The organism is Liquorilactobacillus sp., assembly GCF_047719775.1.
GTDB lineage: Bacteria > Bacillota > Bacilli > Lactobacillales > Lactobacillaceae > Liquorilactobacillus.
The window spans coordinates 105,483-122,087 of sequence record NZ_JBDNTS010000004.1; the positions used below are offsets into that span (position 1 = coordinate 105,483).

Below are 16,605 nucleotides of genomic sequence, written 5' to 3' on the forward strand. Positions count from 1 at the left end.
GTACTCTTTAATGAGATAAACTAATGAACACTAGTCTATATATTTTTTTAGAAGCAAAGAGGGTTGGGCCAAGAGTTAAATTTTGACCCAACCTTTATTTCTGTATAAATGTGTTCCATAAGTCAAAAATCTTCGTCCAACTTTTTTAAGGCAGTGCACTTATGTCACACTCCTGCTCTGTTTGAAGCTTTAAATTCTAATCAAAATTTAGATTATTAGATTATGAATTCTTACCTACACTTTTTTGCAGGTGATTGTAATTGTGGTCACCTAATATTATTAAGCCTGCATTTCTAAAACCATAACTATAGTATAAGGCTTCTGCTCGTGGATTCTCCCAATCTACATTCAAGCCAATCTTGTTCTTATTTTGATTTGCCGCTATATTAGGAGTAACGGCTAGCAATTTACTTCCAATTCCGTGCCCTTGATACTCGGGATCAACAGCGATTGAATTTAAGTACCATTCGTTAGGAAATGTTTCAGGGTCAGAAAATATTACAATTGAAGGAGGTAAGCCAGCATCTTGTAAGAAGGAATGCATTAGTGTATTGACTTTTTTCTCATTTTCGCAGGGATAACCATATAAAAATCCTACTACTTTATCGTTTTCGACTGCAACTGTAGTTTGAGCCCAGTCGGTTAAAAATTCTGGTGTTTCAAATGATTTTTGGAAGACGATATCTAGTTTGGAACGGTCCAGCGTTTTGACTATATCCAAGTCCATTTCATCAATGATAATATTGAATAAAGAAACAACTGCACTTGAATCATCTTTAGTGGCTTTTCTAATTAACAAACTTCTTCTCCTTTTAGAATTTAATCATATCTGACTTGTAATCGATAACGAGAATGTGGCTTTTTTTGAGATGAACTGGCAAAATAATCTAGAATTGCAACAATAGATAAACAGACCGGTTCATCAATCTCATTGTTAATCGCTAATTCTAAGAATTTGCCAGAAGGTAGCATAACTTCCTGTAATGACATTATTAAGGTTTGCTTATGATAAATCTTATAAGCAAAGTTGATAAGATTACCCATCACTACCCAATTTAATCCTTTTATAAGGATCAGGTCCTTGTTGCCAAAATTGATCCGCCGGAGAGAGCCAACCTTTTTATTATTACGAAAAAGTTCAAATTTGGGAAAGATTCCGAATCCATGCTGTTTGATTTGTGCCAACAACTCGCCAGAGATTGCATATACAGATAGAACATCTTGATGTCTGCCCCAATTGCCGACAACAAGGTAGATTGCTTTCGATTTTTCATCTACGATTTTAGTTGCACCTTGAGTGCTAAGACGGTGTCGATGGGCATACAAGTTACGCAATTCAAAACCTCCCTTGAGTTCAAGTCTAAAATCTATTTTTCCTTTAAGACTTCTTCAATAGCTATACCGACACCATCTTCAGTGTTGCTTTTGGTCAAGCGCTTAGCAGTTTGTTTAACTTCTGTGATTGCATTATCCATTGCATAACTAATTCCTGCAACTTTTAGCATTGACATGTCATTATTGTTATCACCAATCGCCATCACGTTATCCATAGGGATATTCATCAAATCTGCAAATGCTTGAAGGGCTGCACCTTTTTGTGCATTGACATGATTGATTTCAATATTAGAACTTGAGGATGAGGTAACAACCAGTGAATCGAATTGTTTTAATTCTTTTCTGATTGGATCTAGTTTTTTTGGTCCTTCATTACTGAACGTGACGAATTTATAGACTTTTAATGAAGGGTCGTCAATAATTTTCAAATAATCATCAGTGTAATTGACATTCATTAATTCAAAACGTGCAGCAGCCATAGAAACGGCTAGTTTGTATGGTGTTTCGGGGCTGACTCGTGTTAATAATTCAGCAAAATTCTCAATCCGATTTGTTTTGCTGTCAGAGTAAATACCAGCTGATGTAACGATTTCAAAATATAAGCCTTTTTTCTTCAATAGATGTAAAACTTTGCTTGCAAGCGTATCATTAATCGCAGCAGAGCTCAGAAGATTGCCGGTTTCATCGAACACCTGAGCGCCATTTAATGTAATCATAGGGCAATTAAATCCCGCTTCTTCAATTAAAGGTTTAATCTCTGTATACCCGCGTCCTGAAGAAACAACGAAATGGACACCAGCTTTTTGTGCAGCTTTGATTGCAGCAGCATTTCTTTTTGAAATAACCATGTGATCATTTAGTAGAGTTCCATCCATATCAGAAGCAATAATTTGTATCATACTTTTTTCCCCCATTATTAATTCGACTTTATGAACATTTTACCATGAATAGTGATTTTTTTTTAGTGAGTTAATCCTTCAAAAAATATAATCAATAAAAAATTAATGAAAGGCAATATTTTTGAGGGCAAATATGATAAAATAAATCCGAGGTGTCGCAAATGAAAACGCTTATTAATAATGACTGGCAGGAGATTTTAGGACCTGAATTTGAAAAGAACTATTATTTGAATTTACATAGTTTCTTAAAGACAGAATATGCAAACCAAGAGATTCATCCAGATATGTATCATATTTTTCAAGCATTTGAGTGGACTCCGTTTTCACAAGTCAAAGTCTGTATATTAGGACAAGACCCGTATCATGGACCTAATCAAGCACATGGTTGTAGCTTTTCAGTCTTACCGGGTGTTAAGATTCCACCGTCTCTCCAGAATATTTATAAAGAACTTGAGAGTGATTTGGGAATTAGGCCGGTTAATCATGGCTATCTTGAGAAATGGGCTAGGCAGGGAGTATTGTTGTTGAATACGGTCTTGACTGTAAGAGAGGGGCAAGCATTTTCTCATCGGGGCAAGGGATGGGAATTATTAACCGATAAGGCAATTCAGGGCTTATCAGAAAGACAGCAGCCTGTTATTTTTATACTTTGGGGAAAAGCTGCACAGGACAAGATTGAGTTAATTGATCGGAAGAAGAATGTCATTTTAACTTCAGCACATCCGAGTCCTTTTTCAGCACACCGCGGTTTCTTTGGATCAAAACCATTCTCGAAAACCAATGCGGCACTTGTTGCTATGGGAGAGAAACCAATTGATTGGCAGTTGCCAGAAAAAATAAATTAGTAAAGTGGAGGGTTAATTATGGAATTATTTGAAAGTTTAGTTGAGAAGATTAAGGGTAAGAATAAAAAAATAGTTTTTCCTGAGGGAAATGATGTTCGGGTAGTTAAGGCCGTAGTTAGATTAGCTGAAGATAAGTTGATTAGCAGTGTGATTCTTGGCAACGAAAATGAAGTGAAGGAATTAGCTGGTGTCAGCAGGCTGCCCGCTGGAATATCTGTAATAGATGTGACCTCTTACCCAAGTGACAAATTTGAAGAGATGATTGCAGCTTTTGTTGACAGGCGAAAAGGAAAGAACACACCAGAACAAGCAAGAAAAATGCTGAAAGATGTTAATTACTTTGGAACGATGCTTGTATACATGGGAGTAGCCGACGGACTTGTTTCAGGTGCTGTTCATCCAACCGGTGATACAGTCAGACCTGCTTTGCAGATTATTAAGACTAAACCTGGAACTACAAGAACAAGTGGAGCCTTTGTAATGACAAGAGAGAACGAGAAATATTTGTTTGCCGATTGTGCAATTAACATTAATCCAAATGAACAGGAATTAGCAGAAATTGCAGTCGAAAGCATTCAGACTGCAAGACTTTTTGATATTGATCCCAAAGTTGCTATGTTAAGTTTTTCAACAAAAGGCTCGGCCAAATCTGATGAAGTAACAAAAGTAGCGAAGGCAACTGCATTGGCAAAAGAATTGGCACCAAGTGAGCAGATTGATGGAGAATTACAATTTGATGCTGCGTTTGTAGAATCTGTTGCAGCAAAGAAGGCACCAAATTCTGAAGTTGCAGGGAAAGCAAATGTATTTGTCTTTCCGGAATTACAATCGGGGAATATTGGATATAAAATAGCACAGAGGTTCGGTGGTTTTGAAGCAGTTGGTCCAATCTTACAAGGCTTGAATAAGCCAATATCTGATTTATCACGTGGTGCTAATGAAAATGATATTTACAAGGTTGCAATTATTACCGCACTGCAGGCAACTTTATAGGATCGGTAACTAAGAAAACTTATGAAACACGTTTATACGGAATAAATAGAGAAACCTCTTGGACTTGTCCTCAATGCTATACGCAGCTAGATAGAGATGTAAATGCAAGTAAAAATATATTAAAACTTGGTTTGGGCTAAACCTTAGTAAATAGAGTAAACCGCTGTCGAATACTGAAATGTATGAGATAAGTTATGCTTGTTCCTAGAAGCTCGGTACTTTAGTGCTGATGTAAGTCACAAAAAAGACACAAAGAGGATTGATTCATATGGAGCTTAGTGTTAAGAATGTGGGAGAAACAAGTGAATATGCGCGACTTTTGAGTAGTCTTTTGATACCAGGAGATATTATTTTGCTGAATGGTGATTTAGGAGCAGGAAAAACAACTTTTACAAAGGGATTAGCTGCTGGTTTGGGAATCACTAAGAATGTTAAGAGTCCGACTTTTAATCTAATTAAGGAGTATCACGATGGTCGTCTACCCTTATTTCATATGGACTTGTACCGTCTTGAAGGAATTGGTGCAGGAGATTTAGGACTTGAAGAATATTTTAATCAAGATGGTGTTAGTGTACTCGAATGGTCGCAATTTGTAACTGAAGATATTCCATCTGATCACTTGATAATCAATTTAGAAAAAGATGATAAACATGATGATTGGCGAAAGATTGAGTTGATTGCTAGAGGACCGCACTACGAACAATTGCTTAACCGATTTGGTGAATTAGCCGTATAAGGCCGATTCAATTTCTTTCAGTATGCTTTTTGTAGAGAAAATCGTGTAGTAGTGGTTAAGTATAAAATCCTGAATAATACAGCTTTTTGTTGGATATTGCAAAAAATAAGTAGCTTGAGATTAAGGAATATGGCAGGCTAGATCAAATAAATTTTGATCTGGTCTTTTTCTTATATTTCGTACGTGGCACTCAAATTTTATATAGTAATCTTCACTTGACTTAGGCATGCATCATTTAGTCTAAAGCGGTCGCGCTTACTTTATTATTATGGCAACATATTCGGATTATAATAAGTATTACAAAGTTAAAAAACAATATGTAGTGTGCGTTCATTTCAATAACACTATTTGTTGTATTACATCTCCTATGAGGATACAATATATATATCGAATTAACCGTAGGGAGGAAACATTGTGACTGTAAATGTAGAAGAAAAGAAGAACGTGAAAAAGCCAACATATTTTGTTAAGCGTGATGGTAGTAAGATGAATTTTGCTTCCTACAAGCTTGGAATAGTATTTGATGAAATGGGTCTGCAGAAGCAGAAAAAAACATTGATTAAAGAGATTTTAAAATCGATTGGAAGCATGGCTGAAGTTGATGCGCATGAGGTTCATCGTGCTGTGATTAGTGTGCTCAATAAAGCTGGTTACCAGACTAAAGCCCTCGACTACATAAATGTCTACAAAAAAAATGAGGAGTATTGGCAGGATCAGACCAATCCGGCTAGTAGACTAGAGCGGCTGCAAGTTAAAGATCCAGAATTGGTTCATGAAAATGCAAATAAGGATAGCAATGTCTTCAATACTCAAAGAGATTTGACTGCTGGCGCGGTAGGTAAGACACTTGGTCTGAAAATGATGCCAATGCATATTGCTAAAGCACATTTACGTGGGGATATCCATTATCATGACTTGGATTATACGCCATGGAGTCCAATGACTAACTGTTGCTTGATTGATTTTAAAGAAATGCTTACCAATGGTTTTAAGATTGGAAATGCAGAAGTAGAGAGTCCTCATTCTATTCAGACAGCAACGGCTCAGATGGCCCAAATTATTGCCAATGTTGCTTCAAGTCAATATGGTGGATGTTCAGCCGATAGGGTCGATGAATTGTTGGCACCATTTGCCAAAATAAATTTTCAGAAGCACGTAGTGGATGCTAAGGATTATATTGATGATAATGATAAACTGCATGAATTTGCAAAGAAAAAGACTAAAAAAGATATTTATGATGCAATGCAAGGACTTGAGTATGAGATAAATACATTATTCTCGTCACAAGGGCAGACGCCTTTTACAACACTTGGGTTTGGGCTAGGAACATCTTGGATTGAACGTGAGATTCAAAAGGCCATTTTGCAGATTAGAATAAAGGGATTAGGGAGAGAGAAAAGGACTGCAATTTTCCCTAAGCTTGTGTTTACTTTGAAGCAGGATTTGAATTTAAAACCTAAAGATCCTAACTATGATATCAAGGAACTAGCTGTTGAATGTGCTACTAAGAGGATGTACCCTGATATTTTGATGTACGATAAGATAAAAGAATTAACTGGAAGCTTTAAGGTTCCAATGGGGTGCCGCAGTTTCTTACAAGGTTGGAAAGATGAAAATGGAAAAGAAGTCAATTCTGGTAGGATGAATTTAGGGGTTGTAACAGTCAACCTTCCTAGAATTGCGATTGAAGCCCGAGGTGATAAAAAATTATTTTGGAAGATTTTCAATGAGAAGATGAGAATTTGTAAAGAAGCACTTGTCTTTAAAGCAAAACGGGTAGAACAAGCGATTCCAGAGAATGCACCAATTCTCTATCAATATGGTGCGTTTGGCAAGCGACTCAAACCAGGAGAGGATGTTTCAACTCTTTTTAAGAAGAGACGGGCAACGATTTCTCTGGGATATATTGGATTGTATGAAGTAGGTACGGCATTTTATGGGTCTGATTGGGAAAGCAATACGGAAGCACATGCTTTTACAGTTGAGATTGTTCGTCAGCTAAAGAAGAATTGTGTGGCATGGTCTGATGAATATGATTATCATTTTAGTGTCTATTCAACTCCAAGTGAATCGTTGACAGATCGCTTTTGTGTGCTTGATACTAAGAGATTCGGTAAAATCAAGAATATTACAGACAAAGAATACTATACAAATAGTTTTCATTACGATGTAAGAAAGCATCCGTCTCCTTTTGAGAAGTTAACATTTGAGGAAGATTATCCAAAGTATGCTTCAGGTGGGTTCATTCATTATTGTGAATATCCTAATTTAAGACAAAACCCTAAGGCACTGGAAGCCGTTTGGGATTGGGCATATGATAAAGTCGGTTATTTGGGCACAAACACACCAATTGATCATTGTTTTAAATGTGGCTTCGAGGGCGAGTTCAAGCCTACTGCTAGAGGATTTGAATGCCCTGATTGTGGTAATCATGATCCAAAAACATGTGATTGTGTAAAGAGGACTTGCGGATATTTAGGTAATCCGCTGCAACGCCCAATGGTTCATGGCAGGCACACTGAGATTGCATCACGTGAGAAAAATCTTTTTGATGGGACGGGATACAATGGCTGAAAGAATCAAGAAAGAACGTAGGCCCAAAGACCCGAAACCACGAGAATGGCTGGCAAGTGATTTAAGTCAAGAATTTATTGCTGATTACAAAGCATTTAATTTTGTTGATGGTGAGGGTGTTCGGTGCAGTATATACACAAGTGGCTGTAAATTTGCGTGTCCCGGATGTTACAACAAAGTGGCACAGAATTTCCACTATGGGACACGCTATACCCAAGAATTAGAGGACTTGATTATGACCGACATTGGTGCCGAATATTGTCAGGGACTGACCTTATTAGGTGGGGAACCATTTTTAAATACGCAAGTTTGTTTGAAATTAGTTAAAAGACTTCGTGAGGAATACGGTAATACAAAAGATGTCTGGTCTTGGACAGGATATACGTGGGATGAGTTGATGCAAGAATCAGAAGATAAGCTAGAACTGCTATCATTGATTGATATATTAGTCGATGGACGGTTTGAACTTGCAAAAAAGGATTTGACATTGCAATTTAGAGGCAGCTCTAATCAGAGAATAATTGATGTAAAAAAGAGCTTGAAAAGTAAAAAGGTAGTTTTGTGGGACAAGTTATTACGCTAATATGGTTTCTTTAAAGAAGTGAGATGATTTGTGGGGGCAGGGACAAAAGTTAACTTTTGTCCCTGCCCCTGTTTATTCCGTATAAACTTGTTCCATAAGTCAACATTCTCCGACTAACTTCGAATTACTCATAACAAAGGACTGGAATCAGAAATTAACTTTTGATCCAGCCCTGATGATTCAACTTCAGACTACACAAACAATCCATTTCAAGAATTAGCGTTTAAAACAAGGATTAACTGTCAAATAAGTCTAATTCTTTATTGAATTTAAGAATAATCGTTTGGATTGGCTGCTAATGGTTGATAATTATCCATCTCGGAGTCTCTATAGTCCCACCACTCTTCGGAGTATCCTACAAAACCAGCTTTTAACATCGCACTATTTAAAATCTGATAGTATCCTTCTTCTTCAAGATTTCGCTTGAAGTTACGATGAGCACGCTTGGAAAAATCATCAAAGCTGCTCTGCATTTTAACCTCATTTTTATTTGTGTCTACCAAAGTTAAATCAAAGGTTACTCCTTTTTGATGACTAAAATTTGGATTAGGTTCAGCCACGAAATGCGGATCAGGGTAAACAACAAATAATTTTTTTTGTGCACTAACTGGGCGATAGGCATCCCAAACCTTCAAGAAATACCCCTGCTTCTTGACTAGTTCGCTTGCAATAGCTAACTTTTGTGCAGTTCCTGTGCGAGCAATTGCGGTTGTAAAATCATAGACTATTTGGTTAGTAAAATTATCAGTTGTCGCATATTTAAGATCAACTATGATATCTGGGTCTAGTTTTTGAATATTTGTAAATCCTTGTTTGCCTGAATTCATTAGAAATCCCTTCCTTTTTAAATTTAATTATTATGAGAAGTAGGACTGAATTATGAGTCAATGTGCATTTTTCTAGAGTAGGAGCTAGTAGAAGAGTCGTCAGAGGTTGTAATGAAGTTGTATTGTGTTAGCCAATTCTTGTATTGAGCAGTGGTTGCCCAACAAGAGATAACTAAGAAATCAAAGTCGTGGTTAAGCGATTGGCAGAATAAGAATGAAAGAGATTCAGCGGGAACATGTTGTAAAGTAGCTAAATATATTTTTTGTTGTTTTTCATCTAGTGAAAAATGACTAAAGAAATAAGGTGTTTCTTTAATTATATCAAGATTACCATTCAAAATAGAGTAATTGAGATTAGATTTAAAGAATTCTTTTTCATAATCGATTGTCATTAGAGCGTGCTGCTGGGGATTACTTTCACCGGTAAACTGAAAGAACTTTTTCCCCTTATTTTGAGCTTTAATATTTTCAATTACGTACGACGAACCGAAAGTTAAATGAAGTTTTTGCATTGTAGTACCTCCTTGTAAGTAAAATAAATATGTTATAATTAATGTAAAGAAAGGATGATTAGTAATGAAAGTCACGGTTTTAGGGATGTATGGTGGCTATCCTTATGCAGGTAAAGGAACAAGCAGCTACTTGATTCAGACAAATGACTATAATTTACTTTTAGATTGCGGTAGTGGGGCACTATTGAGCTTAGAGCGGTATCTCAATCCGCTAGAGCTTGACGGGGTATTGCTCTCGCACTATCACAACGATCATATCGCGGATGTCGGAGTTTTACAATATTATTGGCAGTTGAATAATCAAGATGTGAAGGGGAAAAGATTGCCACTTTATGGGCATACCGAAGATCAAGCGCACTTTGCTGATCTCACTTGGCCGGGTGCAACAGTTGGAGTTGCATACGATCCTGCTGAAGAGCTAGTTTTAAAGTCTTTAAGAATAACTTTTTTAAGAACTAAACATCCCGTTGTTGCCTATGCTGTCAGAATTGAAGATGTTGTAACAAAGGAAGTTCTTACTTATACAGCAGACACAGCGGAAATTCCAGAGATGATTTCATTTGCACATGATTCTGATTTGTTAATTACCGATACAAATTTTAGTGCTGCTAAAAAAGGGAAAAAGTGGCATATGACATCTATTGAGTCTGCAAGGCTTGCTTTGGAATCAGGTTCGAAGAAATTGATGCTCTCACATTTGCCACAAAAAATTTCTGCTAATCAACTGGTAGAAGAGGCTCAAAGTGTTGTAAATAAGCGTGTTAAAGTTTTTCCTGCTTCTGTTGGTTTAAAAGTTAATGTTGTGGGAAACGATTCAAAAAGTAGCTAAAATTGTTAAATTTTTTTACTGTATTTCTAAAATATATTTTGCCTACAAGGTTAAAAAGCCATAATTTTGGCTTACGTCTCTATTTTGTTTTTTAAATATCTTATTGTTATCATAACTTTAATCTGTTGAATAATAATTTTGCTATGAAATGAGTAATTACTGGTATTTAGTATAAGTGTTGATGGTTAGGCGACTATATTGAGAATGTATATTTTTTTTAAAAATAAGCAAAGTTTTTAAAAAAATAAGGTGTTAATTTTTTGATACAAGTGTTATAATAACATTGTGAACGATATTAATTTGTAAATTGTTTTTCATGTAAAGGAGCGAAAGAATATGGTTACTTTATACACATCACCTAGTTGCACTTCTTGTCGCAAGGCACGCACATGGTTAAGGAAGCATGATATTCCTTTTAAAGAACGAAATATTTTTTCTGAACCGTTGAATATCAATGAGATTAAACAAATTCTACAAATGACGGAGAATGGGACAGAAGAAATTATTTCTAAACGTTCAAAGGCTTATCAGAAGTTAAACATTGACTTGGATGAAATTCCACTGAAACAGCTATTTACTTTGGTTCAAGAGAATCCTGGACTTTTGAGGAGACCAATTATTCTTGACGAAAAGCGTCTACAAGTGGGTTATAATGAAGACGAAATTCGCAGATTTTTACCTCGTGAGGTTCGTGCGTTAGAATTAAAAAGAGCACAGGAACTTGCAGGATTTTAAAATTCAATAAAATTATTCAATTGTTTGAGGATCTTGGCGCAAGATAATTGCTTTCGCTAAGGTCCTTTTGTACACTTATAGTACATTCAATCTATCCTTTTATCACTGAAGTCTTGAATCAAGACTTCTATAGTAACTTTCTATCCCACTAGTCCTGTTTTTTAGTATAAAGTGCTTTACAATTCTGTTTTTTTAGTTATCATTAAGCGAGAGGGTATTATCGGAAAGGTGGGTGATCTCGATGGAGATGGAGAAAATCAATGATAACACTATTAGGGTGCTACTTGAAACTGATGATTTGACCGAACGTGGAATTACTGTGCTCGATTTGTTAGGTAATCGTAAAGAAATAGAGAGTTTCTTCTATAGTATTTTAGATGAAGTTGATATCGATAATGAGTTCCGTGAAAATGATGCTGTGACATTCCAGCTGTTACCAAATAGGAATGGACTTGAGTTATTTATTAGTAAGGTAAATCCAAAAGATTTAGAAGACTATGAATATGATGATGAACAAGAAGATCAGAATGATTCAAAAGATGATGACAATGAAGTCGAGAATGAGAAAGATCCAAAAGATGACGGCAAGAAGTCAAGGAAGCTTTCAGATGATGTTCGTTTTACTTTCTTGGAACCAGATGGAAGTGAAGGCCAGGATATCACTGAGATGATTCATGATGAATTAATTAAGAATAGAGCCGAAGATAGTGGACAGAAACATCTGGGGAATGATGGAGATGGAGTCTCTGAATATTTGAATGATAAAAATATTCAACGTAAGCATTATGTAATTGAATTTAGTGACTTTGAAGATTTTGTTAGTTTAGCAAAGCTTTTAAAAAGTGAAAGTTTAGCATCTTGTTTATATCTGCTAGATAACAACTACTATTTAGACTTAATTTTCTTTGTAGATCAGATGAGTGACAGCCATATTAAGGATGTTTTGTCTTTGGCTGTTGAATATGGTAAGCGTGTTAGTTTATCTCATGATATTTTAGAAGAACGTGGGAAGTGTATTCTCTCATCTTCTGCTTTTGAGTTAACAAGATACTACTTTAAATAATTTTTGGAAAGATAAACTCTTAGTGGTTAGTGCGTATTTAACTGCTGGGGGTGTTTTTTTGTTAAAAGCATTAGACGGTAGTGGGAGATGGGTTTGGGCTAGCAATGCGGCAAATAATGAAAAATATTTTTGCCCATCTTGTCATGCAGAACTTTCTACAAGAAAGGGGACATTAAAAAGAAGCCATTTTGCACATCGGAAAAATGAATGCGGTGGTTTTTCTGAGGGTGAAACTCCAGAACATCTGCAGGGAAAAACAACACTTGCAAAGTTTTTCGAAAAGGCAGGATATATCTCGGAGATGGAGAGTTATCTACCAAAGCTCAAGCAGCGGCCGGATATTGTAATTCAAAAGGACTTCCAAAAAAGTATAATTGAATTTCAATGTGCGCCATTGGCAACCTCAAAAATGAAAGCACGTAGCGTTGGGTACAGGAAAGCAAATCTCAAATTTCTGTGGATATTGGGACAAAAATATCTCTTAAAGAAAAAGATGACACAACAAGTTGCAAAATTTCTCAAATGGAACAGAGTACGGGGGTATTATTTGATTTATTATTTAGCGAATAGACAGCGATTCAGAGTGATTTATAACATTCAGCAAACAGATTACTTACCATTGAGATACAAAATAATTGAATTTGGTAATGTAATAGCTCTTAAAAACTTTTTTAATAAGAAGGATATTTTTGAGTTTTGTAAAATCTCAAAAAATGAACGAATAACGCAATTTAATGCCTTTAAATTAGATATTTTAAGAAGCAAAGGAGAGTTCAGAAGTTTGCAGATTAGATGTTATTTACAGAGACAAGAGCTTGAAAAACTCAAAAATTTATTATTTGCTAGCAGATATTCACCACCTATCTATGCCACCAAAGAATTATATTGGAAAAGCGATCTTATATTTATGAAGAAATTTAATAATTTTAGCGACAATATTTTATCTCAGAAAATGATTTTGGAACATAAAAATTATTTGTTCGAAGTACCATTGTTAGATATAAATAGACTAATTGATTTACAAGTAAAAGGGATGAATAGGTTTGTTGATAGTCAGGAAATCTAACTATTAATGTATCTTTTTTTGTAGTATTGTATTCCAGCTCTAACTATGATTTCATTAATAAATAATGGTGGGGAGGAATGTAGCATGACAAATGAAATTTCTAAATTAAAAAGCAGAAATGAAGTACCTGAAGAATTGAAGTGGGATTTAAAAAAAGTATATCAAAATGAAGATGAATTTTCTAAAGATATTAATGAGATACAAGTAAAAATTAAAGAAATTGGTAAATTACAGGGAACACTTGCTGATGGTAGTGCTGCTTTTAAAGAAGCATTGCAAACTCGTTTTGCGGTTGAAAGAAGAACGGTCAAAACGTATGTATATGCAAGCATGCTGAGTGATCAGGATACGAATGACAAGAAAAATCAGGGCTTATTTTCACAAGTACAACAACTCTATGCTAAAGTTGCTGCAGCTTTTTCTTGGTTTGAACCAGAACTGTTGACATTGGGTAAAGTAAAATTGGATGAGTATTACAAAAATGATCAAGAATTGGCAGGATACAAGCAGTATATAAGCGAAATTATGGTAAAGAAAGAGCATTTATTATCGGAAAGAGAAGAGAAACTGCTGGCGGGAGCATCCGATATTTTTGCAACACCAGAAAATATCTTTGGAATATTGAATAATGCTGATCTTAAATTCCCAATTGTCACAGATGAAAAAGGAAATCAGGTTGAATTGTCGCATGGATTATATGGAAAATTATTGGAATCCAGTAACCGTAAAGTTAGAAAAGATGCGTTTCAAGGATTGTACAAGACCTATAAACAATTCGAAAATACATTTGCAACTTCACTTGCTGCTCATGTACACACACATAATTTCCAAGCAAACGTCAGAAATTATCCAGATGCAATTTCGGCTGCATTAGGAGCTAACGACATTCCTGTTTCTGTTTACGATACATTGGTTGAGCGGGTGAATCAGCATCTAGATTTGTTGTACCGTTACGTAAAAGTTAGAAAAGAACTATTACAATTGGATTCAGTTCATATGTATGATTTGTATGCGCCGATTACAAAATTACCTGCGGAAAAGTATAATTATGAAAATTCAAAAAAGATAGCATTGGCTGCATTAAGTATCTTTGGGGATGGCTATGTTCAGACGGTTAAAAAAGCATTTGCGAGTCGCTGGATTGATGTTTTTGAGAATACTGGTAAACGTAGTGGAGCATATTCGTCTGGAATGTTTGATACACCACCATACATTTTGCTTAATTGGCAGGATAACTTGGAAAGTCTCTTCACGCTTGTACATGAGATGGGTCATAGTATGCATTCATATTTAAGTAACCATAATCAACCATATCATTACAGCGATTATTCAATTTTTGTCGCGGAAATTGCCTCAACAACTAATGAGAATATTTTGACACAATATTTACTTGATCATAGTGATGATTTGCAGTTTAAAGCCTATATATTAAATCACTACTTAGACGGATTTAAGGGAACAGTATATCGTCAAACTCAATTTGCTGAATTCGAAAGATGGCTCCATGATCAAGATCAGTCTGGATTACCCTTAACTTCACAAGAACTCAATAATAAATATGCTGATTTAAATAAACATTATTACGGGTCTGCAATTACTAATGATTCAGAAATTGCTTTGGAGTGGGCGAGAATTCCACATTTTTATTACAATTTTTATGTGTATCAATATGCTACAGGATTTGCAGCAGCAAGTACCCTTGCAAGTAAGATTACAAAAGAAGGACCTGAAAGCTATCTTGAATTCTTGAAAGCTGGCAGTTCTGCATTACCGATTGATGTCATTAAGCAAGCGGGGGTCGACATGACAAAACCTGATTATTTAGACAATGCCTTTGTGATGTTTGAAAAACGTTTGAACGAACTTGAAGAGGTTTTGGCAGAGTTGAAAAAGTGAAACGGTGAATTTTGACTTATAAAACACGGTTACTTGTAATAAAGCGAGAGGCTGGTTCAAAAGTTTACTTTTGCACCAGCCTCGCGCTTTATAGATAGATTAGTTTAAATTATCTGTTTGACTTCGAACTTTATTTAAATACAGTATAATTTCTAAATCGTGTGGAGTGAAGTAACTGAACCCTTGTGTACCTTGTTGTTCTTGCATAACATGATTTCATCATTTAACTTACCCAAACATAGATTTCTAAAGGTATCATAAGAGGAACAATCTGTTAGAGAGACACCAAAATCAATGTTAGCAAGATTATACAATACCATTGTTGAATGGGTAGTGACATTCATCTCGGCAGCCATTTGTTGATCACGCTTGAACGATTCAATTGTAAATTTGGAATGGCGGTCGCTCTCAAACATTTCACTATCAATACCAATAGAAGTGATAATATCGTGAACCACTTCATCCGAGTATTCCCTATTACCATTGAAGACTTCATTTTGAAGATTCAAAAGGAAGCTACGTCCATGCTTCTTACCTTGAAAAAGAGCAGCTTTATAGTCAAGAGAAGCCTGGTAGATATTATTGAAGGCTCTATTCCTGATATCAAGATTATTTAGAGGTAAGTTATGTTCACTTAATACATTGGTAACTGTATTGAGATTTAAGAAAGGAATGAACCTAAAACGAATATCAGTATCAAGATTATTTACGAGTTTTATAATATTTTTCTCTGATTGGTAAGACTTTCTTCCAACCGGATTAATAAATAAATACATTTCTAACACAATTTTTCCCCCATATAAACATACATAATCTTTCCTATGACTAAACGCTATCTATACTTTAACAAAAAAAAAAAAAAATTCAATGATTGTGCTTGTTTTTAATTGGAAATAATCAAGAATTCAGTTTTACTTACAATTATTACGTTTACAAGGGAGATATGTTAAACTGGGGGAGATAATTTAATCTAGATTAGAGGGGATTATTTTGAAAGAAGATTGGACAGATTTTTTATTACCTTATAAACAAACGACTTCTGAGTTAAAGGCGAAATTCACAGCGTTGCGCGAACAATTTAGATTATCGCAGCAACATGTTCCAATCGAATTTGTAACTGCACGAGTAAAGCCGATAGACAGTATTGTTGAAAAAATGCAGCGACGCAACATTCTTGAAGCAAATTTGGAAAATGAAATGGAAGATATTGCGGGCATTAGGATTATGTGCCAATTTGTTGATGATATTTATCAATTAGTGAAGCTAATTAGAAAACGAAACGATTTAAGTGTGATTGAAGAAAGAGACTATATTGCAAATGAAAAAGAAAGCGGGTATCGTTCATATCACCTAATTATAAAGTATCCGATTCAATTGTTAGAAGGGCAGAAGATTGTGTTGGCTGAGATTCAGATTAGAACGCTTGCAATGAATTTTTGGGCCACAATTGAACATTCCTTGAACTACAAGTATAATGGGCAATTTCCTGCTGAATTAGAGGTTAGGTTAAAGAGAGCCGCTGAGGCAGCTTTTCAGTTAGATCAGGAAATGTCAGCGATTCGAGAAGAAATAAAAGATGCACAGCAAGAGTTCTCATATCGAAGAGGTAATGATACAAGAGAATAAACCCAATTGTAAAATATTTTCTTTTATACTATACTCGTGGGATAATATGTCTTAGTGATTAAATTAAGAACGAATTTAGAAGAGGT

General features: G+C 35.3%; 18 protein-coding genes. 12 read left to right on the forward strand and 6 right to left on the reverse strand.

The window, feature by feature from the left end; all coding sequences use genetic code 11:
• Positions 1-220: 220 nt before the first annotated feature.
• The 3 genes from ABF682_RS03325 to ABF682_RS03335 are packed head-to-tail and all read right to left on the reverse strand — an operon-like array spanning position 221 to position 2,234.
• Positions 221-799 carry a GNAT family N-acetyltransferase gene (locus ABF682_RS03325; RefSeq protein WP_289977942.1) on the reverse strand — a complete coding sequence of 193 codons (579 nt, stop codon included), beginning with the start codon at positions 797-799 and terminating at the stop codon, positions 221-223.
• A gap of 20 nt (positions 800-819) precedes the next feature.
• On the reverse strand, positions 820-1,335 hold the full coding sequence (locus ABF682_RS03330; protein WP_289977943.1) for an LURP-one-related/scramblase family protein: 516 nt from the start codon (positions 1,333-1,335) through the stop codon (positions 820-822).
• Positions 1,336-1,367: 32 nt separating this feature from the next.
• Positions 1,368-2,234, reverse strand: coding sequence for a Cof-type HAD-IIB family hydrolase (locus tag ABF682_RS03335; RefSeq protein ID WP_289977946.1), 867 nt, complete (start codon positions 2,232-2,234; stop codon positions 1,368-1,370).
• A gap of 161 nt (positions 2,235-2,395) precedes the next feature.
• Here ABF682_RS03335 and ABF682_RS03340 point away from each other — a divergent pair, with 161 nt between their 5' ends.
• The 6 genes from ABF682_RS03340 to nrdG all read left to right on the forward strand — a co-directional run bounded on the left by ABF682_RS03340 (position 2,396) and on the right by nrdG (position 7,965).
• The gene (locus ABF682_RS03340) at positions 2,396-3,079 is read left to right on the forward strand and encodes a uracil-DNA glycosylase (RefSeq protein WP_415619004.1); all 684 of its coding nucleotides are present in this window, start codon (positions 2,396-2,398) and stop codon (positions 3,077-3,079) included.
• 18 nt (positions 3,080-3,097) lie between these two features.
• The gene (pta, locus tag ABF682_RS03345) at positions 3,098-4,072 is read left to right on the forward strand and encodes a phosphate acetyltransferase (protein WP_289977950.1); all 975 of its coding nucleotides are present in this window, start codon (positions 3,098-3,100) and stop codon (positions 4,070-4,072) included.
• Between the two features lie 41 nt (positions 4,073-4,113).
• Entirely contained in the window at positions 4,114-4,212 is a 99-nt protein-coding gene (locus ABF682_RS03350; RefSeq protein ID WP_354669246.1) for a zinc ribbon domain-containing protein, read from the forward strand.
• A gap of 128 nt (positions 4,213-4,340) precedes the next feature.
• On the forward strand, positions 4,341-4,808 hold the full coding sequence (gene tsaE / locus ABF682_RS03355) for a tRNA (adenosine(37)-N6)-threonylcarbamoyltransferase complex ATPase subunit type 1 TsaE (RefSeq protein WP_415619005.1): 468 nt from the start codon (positions 4,341-4,343) through the stop codon (positions 4,806-4,808).
• A gap of 414 nt (positions 4,809-5,222) precedes the next feature.
• The gene (gene nrdD / locus ABF682_RS03360) at positions 5,223-7,382 is read left to right on the forward strand and encodes an anaerobic ribonucleoside-triphosphate reductase (RefSeq protein ID WP_415619006.1); all 2,160 of its coding nucleotides are present in this window, start codon (positions 5,223-5,225) and stop codon (positions 7,380-7,382) included.
• On the forward strand, positions 7,375-7,965 hold the full coding sequence (gene nrdG / locus ABF682_RS03365; protein ID WP_289977955.1) for an anaerobic ribonucleoside-triphosphate reductase activating protein: 591 nt from the start codon (positions 7,375-7,377) through the stop codon (positions 7,963-7,965). Before nrdD ends, nrdG begins: the two co-directional genes overlap by 8 nt.
• A 269-nt stretch (positions 7,966-8,234) precedes the next feature.
• On the opposite strand, the gene ABF682_RS03370 is transcribed toward nrdG, so the two are convergent.
• Together ABF682_RS03370 and ABF682_RS03375 are read right to left on the reverse strand one after the other, a co-directional pair.
• Complete coding sequence (locus tag ABF682_RS03370) at positions 8,235-8,792, reverse strand: M15 family metallopeptidase (RefSeq protein ID WP_415619007.1); 558 nt, start codon at positions 8,790-8,792, stop codon at positions 8,235-8,237.
• Positions 8,793-8,842: 50 nt separating this feature from the next.
• The gene (locus ABF682_RS03375; RefSeq protein WP_289977958.1) at positions 8,843-9,304 is read right to left on the reverse strand and encodes a hypothetical protein; all 462 of its coding nucleotides are present in this window, start codon (positions 9,302-9,304) and stop codon (positions 8,843-8,845) included.
• 64 nt (positions 9,305-9,368) lie between these two features.
• Between ABF682_RS03375 and ABF682_RS03380 the strand changes: the two genes are divergently transcribed.
• The 5 genes from ABF682_RS03380 to pepF all read left to right on the forward strand — a co-directional run bounded on the left by ABF682_RS03380 (position 9,369) and on the right by pepF (position 14,893).
• Positions 9,369-10,133 carry an MBL fold metallo-hydrolase gene (locus ABF682_RS03380; RefSeq protein ID WP_415619008.1) on the forward strand — a complete coding sequence of 255 codons (765 nt, stop codon included), beginning with the start codon at positions 9,369-9,371 and terminating at the stop codon, positions 10,131-10,133.
• A 336-nt stretch (positions 10,134-10,469) separates the two neighbouring features.
• Complete coding sequence (spxA, locus tag ABF682_RS03385) at positions 10,470-10,868, forward strand: transcriptional regulator SpxA (RefSeq protein WP_289977966.1); 399 nt, start codon at positions 10,470-10,472, stop codon at positions 10,866-10,868.
• A 241-nt stretch (positions 10,869-11,109) separates the two neighbouring features.
• The gene (locus ABF682_RS03390) at positions 11,110-11,931 is read left to right on the forward strand and encodes an adaptor protein MecA (protein WP_289977969.1); all 822 of its coding nucleotides are present in this window, start codon (positions 11,110-11,112) and stop codon (positions 11,929-11,931) included.
• 58 nt (positions 11,932-11,989) lie between these two features.
• Positions 11,990-12,997, forward strand: coding sequence for a competence protein CoiA (locus tag ABF682_RS03395; RefSeq protein WP_415619009.1), 1,008 nt, complete (start codon positions 11,990-11,992; stop codon positions 12,995-12,997).
• An 84-nt stretch (positions 12,998-13,081) separates the two neighbouring features.
• Positions 13,082-14,893 (forward strand): oligoendopeptidase F, encoded by a 1,812-nt coding sequence (gene pepF, locus ABF682_RS03400; protein ID WP_415619010.1) that lies wholly within the window; start codon positions 13,082-13,084, stop codon positions 14,891-14,893.
• 152 nt (positions 14,894-15,045) lie between these two features.
• On the opposite strand, the gene ABF682_RS03405 is transcribed toward pepF, so the two are convergent.
• A complete protein-coding gene (locus tag ABF682_RS03405) occupies positions 15,046-15,669 on the reverse strand; it encodes a DsbA family protein (RefSeq protein ID WP_415619030.1) in 624 nt (207 codons plus the stop codon).
• Between the two features lie 214 nt (positions 15,670-15,883).
• Here ABF682_RS03405 and ABF682_RS03410 point away from each other — a divergent pair, with 214 nt between their 5' ends.
• On the forward strand, positions 15,884-16,519 hold the full coding sequence (locus tag ABF682_RS03410; RefSeq protein ID WP_289977974.1) for a GTP pyrophosphokinase family protein: 636 nt from the start codon (positions 15,884-15,886) through the stop codon (positions 16,517-16,519).
• Positions 16,520-16,605 lie beyond the last annotated feature (86 nt).